The sequence below is a fragment of the Streptomyces sp. NPDC046122 genome (assembly GCF_056429965.1).
In genome coordinates this window covers 165548-178650 of the sequence record NZ_JBWKLQ010000014.1, presented here as the reverse complement: position 1 = coordinate 178650, position 13103 = coordinate 165548, and the positions used below count along the sequence as shown (strand labels likewise).

Below are 13103 nucleotides of genomic sequence, written 5' to 3'. Positions count from 1 at the left end.
CCGACACCCAGATCAAAATCCGCGGCTTCCGCATCGAACCCACCGAAATCGAAACCCTCCTCACCACCCACCCCCACCTCACCCAAGCCACCGTGGCCACGCACCCGGACCACCACGGCATCGCGCAGCTGACCGCGTACGCGGTCGCCGCCGGGACGGGGCGGCCCTCGCCGTCCGAGATCCGGCAGTGGCTGCGCACCCTGCTGCCCGACCACATGGTGCCCGCGTTCGTCGTGCTGCTCGACCGGCTGCCGCTCACCCCCAACGGGAAGATCGACAAGCGCGCCCTGCCGGTGCCGCACGCCGCTCCCGGCACCGGCGGCCGCACGCCGCGGACCGCGCTCGAACAGTCCCTGTGCGACGCCTTCACCGAGGCGCTGGGGCTGTCCTCGGCCGTCTCGATCGACGACAACTTCTTCGACCTCGGCGGGCAGTCCCTGCTCGCCGCCCGGCTCACCAACCGCCTGGGCTCCGCCCTGAACCTGAGCCTCACCCTTCGCGACGTATTCCGTCATCCCACGCCCGCGCAGTTGGCCGCCCACCTCGGCGCCCGTTCCGCGCAGGCCGCGACCACACCCGAGCCGCGCCGCGCCAGGCCCGCCCTGCGCCGCCGCTCCGACCAGGAACGGATCACCTCATGACCGACCGGACCGCCCCTCTCCCGAACGCCGACGACATCGTCTGGGACCTGCCAGGCGACGGCCCGCAGCGGACCGCGCTGCTGGTGCTGCCGCACGCGGGCGGCAACGCCCACGCCTACGCCGAGTGGCGGGCGCATCTGCCCCAGGACGTACGGCTTCTGATCGGGCAGTACCCGGGCCGTGGCGCCCGGTTCGCCGAAGACCTGCCCCGGACCATCGCCGACCTGGCCGGCCCGGTGGCGGCGGCGCTCCCCGCCGACCTGGGCGAGGACCTGGTGGTCCTGGGGCACAGCATGGGCTCGCTGGTCGCCTTCGAGGTGGTACGTCTGCTCACCGCGGCCGGGCGGGCGCCGCGCTCCCTGGTGGCGTCGGCCTGCCGGGCGCCGTTCCTGGAGAATCCGAGCGCCGTGTACCCCGAGCGGCTCGACGACGACCAGTTGGTCGCCGCGATCAAGGAGCGGGGCGGCACGGACGACGGGATCCTCGACGAGCCCGAGCTCCGCGAGATCATCATTCCCTCGATCCGCGCCGACTTCGCCATCGACGACGTGTACCGCTGCCCCGTCGAGGAGGCCCGCGTCGACTGCCCGGTCACGGTGATCGGCGGCGACGAGGACCCGGTGGTGCCGGCGGCGGCGCTGGACCGGTGGGCCGAGATCACCGGGGCCGGCTTCGCGGCGCACGTCCTGCCCGGCGGCCACTTCTACTTCCAGCAGCAGCTGCCCGGCTTCTTCGCCCTGCTCGGCTCCGTCCTGGATTGCAGTACGCGGCCTTCCGGCGCGCCGGCGGTCCTCTCGGCCTCCGCCGCCTGAACCGGCTCCACCGGCCCGTTCCGCCGGGTGCGACCGTCTGCCCGCCGTTCGTATGCCGACCATTCCCGATTCCGTGCTTCACCCAGCAGAGGACTCTTCCGATGACCACCTTCGCCGATGCCCCCGTCCTGACCGGTCTGACCGTGATCCGCGAACCGGGCAAGCCCGCCGTCGTGGCCACCCCGGGCCACCACGACATCGACGCCGCCGCCGCGTGGCTGACCGCCCACCGGGCCGAGATCCAGGCCGAGCTGCACCGCTCCGGCGCGGTGCTGCTGCGCGGACTGCCCGTCTCCGACGCGGCGGCCTTCGCCACCGCCCGCGACGCCCTGATCGAGCAGCGGGCCGGCTACAAGGAGAAGGCCACCCCGCGCACCGACTTCGGGGAGGGCGTGTTCTCGTCCACGGACCTGCCGGCCGCCCAGCCGATCCGGCTGCACAACGAGAACAGCTACACCCTGGACTTCCCCGGAGTGCTGCTGTTCGGCTGTGTGACCGCCCCCGAGGAGGGCGGGGCCACCACCGTCGGCGACATGCGCGAGGCCCTGCGGCTGCTGCCGGCGGATCTGCGGGACCGGTTCGAGGAGGCCGGCTGGCTGCTCGTGCGCAACTACTCCGAACTGGCCGGGCTGCCCTGGCACAAGACCTTCGCCACCGAGGACAAGGCGGTCGCCGAGGCGTACTGCGACGAGAACACCATCGGGTACGAGTGGCTGGACGACGACTCCCTGGTCACCCGTCAGCGCCGGTCGGCGATCGTCACGCACCCCGTCACCGGGGACCGGGTCTGGTTCAACCACTTCGCGTTCTGGAACAGCCGCACCCTGGACCCGGACGTCCGCGAGGTGCTCGTCGAGACGTACGGCGAGGACGGCCTGCCCTTCAACACCTACCTGGGCGACGGGACCCGGCTCACGGACGCCGAGGTCGACACGGTCAACGAGGTCTACGACCGGGTGACGCGCCGGGAGACCTGGCAGCAGGGCGACCTCATGCTCGTCGACAACATCCTGTGCGCCCACGGGCGCGAGTCGTTCACGGGCGACCGCAAGATCCTCGTCGCCATGGGCGAGCCGGTCGCGCTCGCCGACTGCTCCCCCGCCACCCAGCCGTCCACCACCGTCTTCGGGAAGTGACCACCGCCATGACCGCCGTACTGCCCGAGCGCCCCAGCACCCTGGCCCCCGATTCCCCCGCCGCCGCGCCGCGGCCGGTGACCGCCGATCTGCTGGACCGGCTGGGAGCCGTCCCCGGGGAGCGCGCCGCGGTGATCGCCGGCGGCCGCGAGCTGACCTTCGACGGCCTGCGCGCCGACGCCATGCGGATCGCCGGCCGGCTGGCCGCGCACGGCGTCGGCCCGGAGAGCGTGGTCGCGCTCTGCCTGCCGCGCGGCGCGGGCCTGGTGTCCGCGCTGATCGGCGCGCTCACCGCGGGCGCCGCCTACCTTCCGGTCGACCCCAAGCTGCCCGCCGACCGGCGCCGCTACCTCGTCGAGGACTCCGGCGCCGACGTCGTCGTCACGTCGGGCGGCGGCCCGGACGGCGCACCCCTGGCCCCGGGGGTCCCGCACCTCGACCTGGCGGAGCTGCTCGCCGGAGACCGCCCAGCGCCCTCGTACCGTCCCGTCCCCGTGGCCGGGGACACCCTGGCGTACGTCATCTACACCTCAGGGTCGACCGGCCGGCCCAAGGGCGTCGAGATCGGCCGGGAAGCCGCCTCCCGGCTGCTCGCCGAACTGGAGGACGCCGGGATCGCCGTGACCGAGGGCGGCCGGGTCGGCTGGAACGCCTCCCCGTCGTTCGACGCCTCCGTGCAGCAGTGGACCCGGATCTGCCGCGGCGACACGCTGGTGATGATCGACGACGAGACGCGCGCCGACCCGGCCCTGCTCGCCGCGCTCGTGGACGAGGCGTCGCTGACCGACCTGGACCTCACCCCGTCGCACGCCGATCCGCTGCTCGAGCTGCTCAGCTCCGACGGCGGACCCCGCCCGCTGACCCTGCTGATCGGCGGCGAGACGATCAGCCCCGCCCTGTGGTCCCGGATCTCGGACCTGGCCGCTGCGGGCACCGTCCGCGCGGTCAACCTGTACGGGCCCACCGAGTGCACCGTGGACGCCACCGCCGGCTGGATCGAGACCCCCGCCGGGGAACCCTCCGCGCCGCACATCGGCGCCGTCCTGCCGGGCCTGCGGACACGCGTCCTGGACGGCGAACTGCGCCCGGTCGGCGTCGGCGGCACGGGCGAGCTGTACCTCGCCGGGCCCCGGGTGGGGCGCGGTTACCGCCGCCGGCCCGGCCTGACCGCCGAGCGGTTCACCGCCGACAGCGGCCACGACGCCGCGCCCGGCGGGCGCATGTACCGCACCGGTGACCTGGTGAAGGTCCTGCCGGACGGCAGGCTCGACTGCCTGGGCCGCGCCGACGGCCAGGTGAAGCTGCGCGGCTTCCGCATCGAACTCCCCGAGATCGAGGCCGCGGTGGCCGCCCACGAGGCCGTCGCCGAGGCCGCGGTCGTCCTCCGCGAGGACCTGCACGGGGCGCCCGGTCTCGTCGCGTACTACCGGGCCACCGGCCCGGTCACCGCCGCCGCGCTCAAGGACCTGCTGGGCGCCCGGCTGCCCGCCTACATGGTGCCCGCCGTCTTCGTCGCCCTCGACCGCTTCCCGACCACCGTCAACGGCAAGCTGGACCGGTCCGCGCTGCCCGAACCGCCGCTCTGCGCTCCCGAGCCCACCGGCGAGGACGACGGTCTGTCCGCCTCCGAGCGGCTGATCGCCGGAGTGTGGACGACGGTCCTCCGGGCGGACTCGGTCGGCCCCGACGACAACTTCTTCAAGCTGGGCGGCCATTCCCTGCTCGCGATCAAGCTGGTCTCGCGGGTACGGGCCGAGCTGGGCGTGGCCCTGCCGGTGAAGGCCGTCTACGCCAATCCGCGCCTGCGGGACCTTGCCGCGCACATCGACGGGCTCGTCGCAGCCCACGACGCCTGAGGACATGACCGTGACCCCGTTGTCGTTCGCCCAGCGCCGCCTGTGGTTCCTCGGGCGGCTGGAAGGCCCATCCGCCACCTACAACGCCCCGGTGGTGCTGCACCTGGACGGGACGCCCGACCCGGCGGTGCTCGGCGCGGCCCTCGCCGATCTGGTCGAGCGGCACGAGGTACTGCGTACCGTCCTGCCGGCCGGACCGGACGCCGAGCCCCGGCAGGAGGTGCGCGACGCCGGGGCGGTCGCCCCGCCGGAGGTGGTCCGGTGCCCGGACGCCGAGCGCGACGCACGGGTGGCCGCGTTCGTCCGGGAGCCGATCGACGTCACGACCGACGTGCCGCTGCGGGTACGCCTGTTCGCCGCGCAGGACGGTCCGGACGCCGGCGGAGGGACCGGCACGGTCCTGGTGCTCCTGATCCACCACATCGCCACGGACGGGTGGTCCGTACGCCCTCTGCTCCGCGACCTGGACACCGCTTACCGCGCCCGCCTCGCGGGCCGGGCGCCGGCCTGGGAGCCCCTGCCGGTCCAGTACGCCGACTACGCCCTGTGGCAGCGGGACCTGCTCGGGGACCCCGGCGACCCCGGCAGCCTGGCGGCGGAGCAGCTCGACCACTGGCGGCGGCAGCTCGACGGGGCGCCCGCGCTGACGGCACTGCCCGCGGACCGGCCGCGGCCGGCCGAGCCCTCCGGTCGCGGGGCCACCCTCACCGCACGGGTCCCGGCCGCCACCCACCGCGCTCTGCTCGCCCTCGCGCGGCAGCACCGGGCCAGTCTGCCGATGGCGGTGCGCGCGGCGCTGGCCGCCGCCCTCGCGGCGGCCGGCGCAGGCCAGGACGTGGTGATCGGCACACCGGTCGCCGGCCGGCCCGAGGAGGATCTGTACGAGCTGGTCGGGTTCTTCGTCAACACCCTGGCCCTGCGCACGGACCTCTCCGGCGACCCGAGCCCCGCCACGCTCCTGGAGCGGGTGCGGGACGCGGACCTGGCCGCGTACGAGCACCAGGACCTGCCCTTCGAGCTGCTGGTCGAACGGCTGGCTCCCGAGCGCTCCCTCGCCCACCACCCGCTGTTCCAGGTGATGCTGACCGTCGACGACGCGCAGGGCGCGGGCCCGGTGCCGCTCGGGCCGGACCTCACCGGCCGGCCGGGCGCCGCCGACCTGGGGGCCGCCAAGTTCGACCTCACGTTCTTCTGCGCCCAGCGCGGTGCCGCGGACGGCTCCCCCGACGGGCTCGACCTCGCTCTCGGCTATGCCGTCGACCTGTTCGACGCGTCCACGGCGCAACTGCTGCTGGACCTGTTCACCAGGGCCCTGGACGCCTTCGCACACGACGCCGACCGGCCGCTGGGCGCGCTGGCCACCGCCGGGGAGCAGGCCGGGCTGAAGGCCCGGCGACAGGCGCTCGCCGCGTCCGGGAGCGCCGCGACGCCCGCCGGACGCACCGGCCGCCGGGACGTGGGCGGCCCACGCGAGGAGATCCTGTGCGGGCTCTTCGCCGAGGTGCTCGGCCGTTCCCACGCGGGACCGGACGACAACTTCTTCCGCACCGGCGGGCATTCGATGCTCGCGGGCAAGCTGGTGAACCGGATCAGGACCGCCCTGGGGGTCGAGCTCGGCATCCGCGACCTGTTCCTGGCCCCGACCCCGGCCGCCCTGCACCGACGGCTGGCCGAGGCCGCGCGTGCCGGGGACGGCGCGACCGCCCGGCCCGCGCCGCGAGCGGTGCCCGAGGCCGAACGCCCGGACCGGCTGCCGCTGTCGGCGGCGCAGCGGGCGCTGTGGCTGCTCGGCCGCATCGAGGGCCCCTCGGCCACCTACAACGCCCCCCTGGTCCTGCGCCTGGACGGGGTGCCGGACACCGGCGCACTGGCAGCGGCGCTCACCGACCTGGCCGGGCGGCACCCGGTCCTGCGCACCGCCTACCCGCACGCGGACGGGGAACCGTACCAGCGGGTGACGGACGGCTTCGTCCTCCGGCTGGAGACGGCCCGGTGTGCCGACGCGGCCGAACTCGACGCCACGGTGGCGGAGTTCGGCCGCACTCCGCTCGACGTGACGGACGGAGTGCCGCTGCGGGCCCGGCTGTTCACCACCGGGGACGGCAGCGCCTGCGCGCTGGTCCTGCTCGTCCACCACATCGCCGTGGACGGCTGGTCCCTCGCTCCGCTGCTCCGGGACCTGGACACCGCGTACCGCGCCCGACTGGGCGGCCGTGCCCCCGCATGGGAGGCCTTGCCCCTCACCTACGCCGACTACGCGCTGTGGCAGCGGGAGCTGCTCACCGATCCGCAGGCGCTGCTGGGCCACTGGCGGACCGCCCTGGCCGGGCTGCCCGAGCGGACGGCCCTGCCGTACGACCGGCCCCGGCCGGCCGAGCCCACCGGGCTCGGCGGCACGGTCGCCGTCCGGCTGGAACCCGGTGCGCGCAGCGGGCTGACCGCGCTCGCCCGGGACCGGCGGGCGAGCCTGTTCATGGTGGCCCGGGCCGCCCTCGCCGCCGCGCTGTCCGCGACCGGCGCCGGCGCGGACCTGGCGATCGGCACCCCCGTCGCGGGCCGCTCCGACGAGGCCCTGCACGACCTGGTCGGCTGCTTCGTCAACTCCCTGGTACTGCGCGCCGACACGTCCGGCGACCCCACGGCCGCCGCGCTGGTGGAGCGGGTACGGGACGTCGACCTGGCCGCCTTCGACCACCAGGACCTGCCGTTCGACGTGCTGGTGGAGCTGCTGTCCGGGACAGCCGGGCGGACCCTCGGCGAGCACCCGCTCTTCCAGGTGATGCTGACCGTGCGGACCGGCGGGACGGCGGACGCCACGGAGGCGCCGCGCCTCGGCCCGCTGACCGCCGAGGCCGGCTCCGTCGACCTGGGGGCGGCCAAATTCGACCTGAGCTTCCACTGCGAGGAGGAGTCCGACGGCGGGCTGCGGCTGCTGCTCGGCTACGCGGCGGACGTGTTCGACGAGGACACGGCGAGGCTGCTCCTGGACGTGTACGCCCGTGCCCTCACGGCGTTCGCCTCGGACGCGGGCCGGCCGCTGAGCGCGCTGGGCCTGGTCACCGGTACGGAGGCGGCCGGTCTCGCCGCCCGCCGGGAGCGGCTCGCCGAGGCCGAACGGGACGCCGCCGAGCGCGCGGCGGAGAGGGCCGGGCGGACGGCTGAGCCGGAGCACCCCCGCGTGAAGCTGCTGTGCGGTCTCTTCGCCGAGATCCTCGGCCGCGACGAGGTGCTGGCCGGCGACAACTTCTTCCGTACCGGCGGGCATTCCCTGCTCGCCAGCAAGCTGGTGAACCGGATCCGCGCGGCACTGGGCGTGGAGGCCGGGGTACGCGACCTGTTCCTCGCCCCGACCCCGCAGGCGCTGCACGACCGCCTGCCCGCTGGCCCGGACGCCGGCGCGGGCCGGCCGGTGCTGCGTCCGGCCGTCCGGCCCGGGCGGGTCCCCCTCTCCTACGCACAGCGCCGCCTGTGGTTCACCGACCAGCTGGAAGGGCCCTCCGCCGCCTACAACATCGCTCTCGTCCGGCGGCTGGAGCGGCCGTTGGACCCGGCCGCCCTCGCCGCCGCCCTCGCCGATGTCGCCGAGCGGCACGAGGTACTGCGCACGGTGTACCGGGCCGAGGGCGGCGAACCGTTCCAGGTGGTCCTCGACGGGGCCCGCCCGCAGCTGGAACTGGGCTTCCCCGCCGACCTGACGGAGGCCGTGGACGCGGCCGCGAACCATGTCTTCGACCTCGGGAAGGACCTGCCGTTCCGCGCCTGGCTGTTCCTGCCCTCCGACGGCGGCGGACGCCAGACCCTCGTCCTGCTGCTGCACCACATCGCCGCCGACGGCTGGTCGACGGACTGCCTGCTGGCCGACCTGGGCACCGCCTGCGCGGCGCGATCCGCCGGCTCCCCGCCCGCCTGGGAGGCGCTGCCGGTGCAGTACGCGGACTACACGCTCTGGCAGCGGGAGTCGCTGGGCCCGGAGCCGCAGAAGCGGCTCGGGTTCTGGGAGCGCGCACTGGCGGGGCTGCCGCCGCTGATCGACCTGCCCACGGACCGGCACCGGCCTCCGGTGCCCACGGGGCGGGGCGCGCTCACCGGGTTCACGGTCCCCGCGCCCGTACGGGCCGGACTGGAACGGATCGCCCGGGACACCGGCAGCAGCCTGTTCATGGTGGTGCACGCGGCGCTCGCGGCGGTGCTGACCCGCTGCGGGGCCGGGCCCGACGTGGCGGTGGGCACGGTGGTCGCGGGCCGGGACGACCAGGCGCTGAACGGACTGGTCGGGTTCTTCGTGAACACGCTGGTCCTGCGCACGGACACGTCGGGGGACCCGTGCTTCGCGGACCTGCTGGTACGTGTCCGGGACGCGGACCTGGCCGCGTACGCGCACCAGGAGGCTCCCTTCGACCTGGTCGTGGAACACCTCAACCCGCACCGGTCGTCGGCACACCACCCGCTGGTGCAGGTGATGTTGCGGGTCAGCCCGGAGCCCGACGGCGCGGGCGGCGAGGACGGCCCGCTGGCCGGTGAGGCGCTGCCGTTCGGGGCGCACACCGCGAAGGCCGACCTGACCTTCGCGCTGAGCGGCAGTGCGGAGCACGGCGGTCTGGACGGGGTGCTGGAGTACGCCACCGATCTGTACGGCCGGTCCGGCGCCGAGCGGCTGGCCGGTCTCCTCGAGCACGCGCTGGCGGTGTTCGCGGCGGATCCGGCGGCGCGCATCGCCGCCCTCCCGGCGGGACCGCCCCGGCCGGGCGACGGGCCGTACGCGACCGTGGCGGGCTACCGGGTGGACCTCGGACACGTACGCGAGGTGCTGGCCGCACAGCCGGGGGTCACGGGCGCCGAAGTGGCCCTCACCGACGGGAGGCTCGTGGCCCGGATGACGGGTGCGGTCACGGAGGCGGACGCGCAGGCCTGGGCGGCGGACCGGCTGCCGGAATACGCGGTGCCCGTCGTGCGCGTCACGGGGCAGCCGCCCCGGCCGCCGGCCCCGGGTGGCCCGCTGCCCCTGCTGGTGGACCTGTTCAGCGAGGTACTGGACGGCAAGGAGGTGACGCCGGACGCGAACTTCTTCCGGTCCGGCGGGCATTCCCTCCTGGCGGTGCGCCTGCTGAACCGGGTGCGCACGGAACTCGGCCGGGAGCTGACCCTGCGGGACGTGTTCCGGCATCCCACACCGGCGGCGCTGGCGGCCCTGCTGGCCGCGGCGCCCACGCCGCCGCCGGTCCCGGCCCTCCGCCGCCGCACCCGCGCCGGCACGCGCGTGCCTCAGCGCTGAAGGGCCGACACACCGGCTGGCGGGCTCGGTCGCCCCTGTGCCCGCGCCGGCCGCGCGCCCCCTTCGGGCGGGCGGCCGGCGCGTTCGCGAGGGGGACACGGACCGTACCCCGTACGGCCGTCAGGTGGTCGAAGCGCCGCGGCGCCCGCGGGGGCCGCCGCCGGCGGTCCCCGATGCGACCCGTGGTTCGTAGGAGCCGAGCACGTCCTCGCCGTACAGGGCGTGCAGCCAGTTGGCTTGGTAGATCGTGTCGAGGTATCGCTCCCCGAGGTCCGGGGCGATGGCCACCGCGGTCAGGTCCCGGGTGTCGTGCCGGTCGAGCCAGCCCATCGCGCCGCTGACCACCGTGCCGGTGGAGCCGCCGAACAGGAAGCCGTGTCTGGCCAGGTGACGGCAGGCACGGATGGTGTCCGGCTCTTCGACGTGGATGACCTCGTCCACGTACGACTCGTCGAGCAGCGGGGGGCGGATGCTCGTGCCCAGCCCGGGAATCATCCGGCGGCCGGGGGGACCCCCGAAGGACACCGAGCCGACGCTGTCGATCGCGACGATCCGCACCGGGCGGTGCTCTTCGTGGAAGTACCGCGCGCAGCCCATCAGGGTGCCCGTGGTGCCGGCCCCGACGAACAGCACGTCCAGACGGGGGAACGCGTGATCGATCTCCGGCGCCGTCCTGCGGTAGTGCGCCTTCCAGTTGCTCGGATTGGTGTACTGGCTGAGCCACACGTACCGGTCGTCGGAATCGCACAGCGCGCGGACGTAGTCGAGCCGCGCGCCGAGCAGGCCGTTCCGGGGGTTCTGGGTGGAGATGACGTGCACCTGACTGCCCAGCGCCTCCATCATCAGCCTGGTCGCCAGGTTGCAGCGAGAGTCCGTCACGCACAGGAATCGGTAGCCCTTGCTCGCCGCGATCACACTCATCGCCACGCCCAGGTTTCCGGACGAGGACTCGACGATGATCGAGTCGGACCTCAGCACACCGTCACGTTCGGCGCTCTCGACCATCTCGATCGCGGTCTTCAGCTTGATCGATCCCGCGAAGTTGAAGCCCTCGCACTTCAGGAAGAGTGAGCACCCGAAGATCGGCCGGAGGTCGACGTAGAGATCCTCCTCGTTGAAGGCGTAGGGAACGGATATGACTGGCACGATGGCCTCCTGATCTGCGGAGGAGCGCTCTCGCATGTCTACTGGTGGCAGTCCTGCGGCTCCATGACCGGCGGAACTCTCGGGCGACAGTGGTTCATGGGACTCCTCGCGGGATGCCGGAGCGTGGAGGCGGGGGCGGCGCTCGGCCGCTCATCCGTACCGCCGCAGTTCGTGGAAGAAGTCGTCGACGACGTGCAACTCCTCGGCGCGGGCCACTTCGTCGTAGACGTACTTGCCCACCGCGAGATCGAGAATCCCGAGGCCGAAGGGTGAGAACACGACCGGCCGGTCCCTCGCGACCGTCACCCGTCCGTCCATCACGTCGGCCAGCGTGCCGTGCAGGAAGTCCCGGTTGCCCGTGAGCTGCTCGGTCAGGTGCGGCGAGGTGTCGGCCTTGAGACAGTGCTCGACGTCGTCCACGATGTTGAACGAGTCGAGGATGATCTCCGGTGCCAGGTCGCGCAGCGAGACGTGCAGCACCAGCGGGTTGTGATCGAACCACGACGGGTCGCTGACGTGCGGCTGCGCGGCGACGGTGGCGAAGACCACCAAGTCGCTGTAGCGGATCAGCTCTTCGGCGCTGTCGTGCACGGTGATCCGGCCGGTGGTCCGCGACTGCTCCAGGTAGCAGCGCAGTCCGGCCGCGCTGTCGGCGGACACGTCGTGCACGCCGACCTCGTCGAACGAAAAGCCGGTGGCTGCGAGGAAGTCGTAGATGTAGCGAGCGATGAGGCCAGCCCCGACGAACCCGACGCGCGTCGGACGGGGCCGGCCGTTGCTGAGCCACTCGGCCGCCAGGGCGGCCGAGGAGGCTGTCCTGGTGGCACTGATGATGGAGCCTTCCAGGCAGGCGAACGGGTAACCGGTGGCGTGGTCGTTCAGGATCAGCACCGCCGATGCCCTCGGGATGCCGGCCGTCACGTTCTCCGGGAAACTGGAGATCCACTTCACGCCGTCCACCCGCGTCGGCTCCCCGATCGAGGCGGGCAGCGCGATGATCCGGGAGGCCGGGCGGTCGGGGAGCCGCAGGAAGTAGGACGGCGGGTTCACGCAGTCGCCGGTGTCGTGCAGCCGGTACGTCGCCTCCACCAGCTGCACGATCTGCTTCTCGCGCCCCTGCAGCACGCCCTCGACCTGGGCGCCGGAGACGACGGCGAACGCCGGCACGTCGACCGGCTCGCGCAGGGCGAATTCCATGGCGGGGGTTTCCCTGGTCGTCATGCGGTGGTCACCTCCACGGCCGGCGAGCAGTCGGCCAGGCGTACCGGGTCGGCCATCCCGACGAGCACGTCGCGGGGTCCCTCGTAGGGCTCCCTGCTGTGCGCGGTGCGGACGTTGTCGACGATCATCAGGTCGCCGGCCTGCCACTCCTCGCGTACGGTGTGGTCCTCGTAGGTCTTGTTGAGCAGCTGCACGACGTCTTCGCCGATCGGATCACCGCCGCCGAACCGCGTGTTGAACGGCAGTCCGTCGGCGCCGTAGACGTCCACGAGGTACTCGCGCACCTCGGGGGCCAGCGTCCACTCGTTGAGGAACGCGATCTGGTTGAACCAGCAGAGTGCGCCGCTGACCGGGTGACGCACCACGGCGCTGCGGCGCTGACTGGTCCGCAGGATCCCGTCCGGTTCCCGGGTGAACTCGATCGCGTGGGCACGGCAGTAGCTCTCCACGGCGCCGCGGTCCTCCGTGCCGAACACCTCGGCCTCGGACGCCCCGATGTCGTCGTTGTAGGCGCGGGTGAGCAGCCAGCCCTCCCGCTCGAACCGGTCGGTCAGCTCGGCGGGCAGCGCCTTCAGCACGGCGGACGCGTCGGCCAGCGCGGTCGCTCCGCCCTCGGTGGGCGCGCCGAGGCACGCGAACAGCATCAGGCCCGGGAACTCGAGGGTGTAACTCAGCTCGTGGTGCATGCACATCGGCTGGTTCGGCGGCCACTGGGCCGAGGAGTACACGCCGGGTGCGTAGGTCCGCCGCGGTGCGAAGGCTTCCCTCTCGGGCATCAGGGCCGTGGCCAGCCGCCGGAAGACGGCGCCGGTCCCGTCCGCGTCGCGCAGCCCCAGGCCGCGTACCAGGACCGCACCGTGCTCGGCGGCGAGCGCCCGCAGAGCGTCCCGGTGCTCGGCCGCCCAGCGGTCGGGGTCGGTCGGCGTCCCGCCGGTGGTTCCGGCGTGCAGCACCGGGGGCTTGCCGGATTCCAGCTCGAGATCGAGCGGAGACGCCGGGAATGAGATCGGCATTTCGTT

At 73.9% G+C, this 13103-nt stretch carries 8 protein-coding genes; 5 read left to right on the top strand and 3 right to left on the bottom strand.

The annotated features are described in order from the left end of the window. The 5 genes from AC07FK_RS28455 to AC07FK_RS28435 form a co-directional block, all read left to right on the top strand. Positions 1-641, top strand: a 641-nt coding sequence (locus AC07FK_RS28455) for a phosphopantetheine-binding protein (RefSeq protein WP_479107811.1), incomplete at its 5' end; no start/stop codon positions are given. Next, a complete protein-coding gene (locus AC07FK_RS28450) occupies positions 638-1453 on the top strand; it encodes a thioesterase II family protein (protein ID WP_479107810.1) in 816 nt (271 codons plus the stop codon). The genes AC07FK_RS28455 and AC07FK_RS28450, both read left to right, overlap by 4 nt. A gap of 101 nt (positions 1454-1554) precedes the next feature. Further along, on the top strand, positions 1555-2589 hold the full coding sequence (locus AC07FK_RS28445; RefSeq protein WP_479107809.1) for a TauD/TfdA family dioxygenase: 1035 nt from the start codon (positions 1555-1557) through the stop codon (positions 2587-2589). Then, on the top strand, positions 2586-4445 hold the full coding sequence (locus AC07FK_RS28440; protein ID WP_479107808.1) for a non-ribosomal peptide synthetase: 1860 nt from the start codon (positions 2586-2588) through the stop codon (positions 4443-4445). The genes AC07FK_RS28445 and AC07FK_RS28440 overlap by 4 nt, the downstream gene beginning before the upstream one ends. Before the next feature lie 4 nt (positions 4446-4449). Further along, complete coding sequence (locus AC07FK_RS28435) at positions 4450-9717, top strand: condensation domain-containing protein (protein WP_479107807.1); 5268 nt, start codon at positions 4450-4452, stop codon at positions 9715-9717. 120 nt (positions 9718-9837) lie between these two features. On the opposite strand, the gene sbnA is transcribed toward AC07FK_RS28435, so the two are convergent. The 3 genes from sbnA to AC07FK_RS28420 all read right to left on the bottom strand — a co-directional run bounded on the left by sbnA (position 9838) and on the right by AC07FK_RS28420 (position 13097). Beyond that, the gene (gene sbnA, locus AC07FK_RS28430) at positions 9838-10863 is read right to left on the bottom strand and encodes a 2,3-diaminopropionate biosynthesis protein SbnA (RefSeq protein WP_479107806.1); all 1026 of its coding nucleotides are present in this window, start codon (positions 10861-10863) and stop codon (positions 9838-9840) included. Between the two features lie 150 nt (positions 10864-11013). Then, positions 11014-12084: a 2,3-diaminopropionate biosynthesis protein SbnB gene (gene sbnB / locus AC07FK_RS28425; RefSeq protein ID WP_479107805.1), complete on the bottom strand. Its 1071-nt coding sequence runs from the start codon at positions 12082-12084 to the stop codon at positions 11014-11016. Beyond that, complete coding sequence (locus AC07FK_RS28420) at positions 12081-13097, bottom strand: TauD/TfdA family dioxygenase (RefSeq protein ID WP_479107804.1); 1017 nt, start codon at positions 13095-13097, stop codon at positions 12081-12083. Before AC07FK_RS28420 ends, sbnB begins: the two co-directional genes overlap by 4 nt. Positions 13098-13103 lie beyond the last annotated feature (6 nt).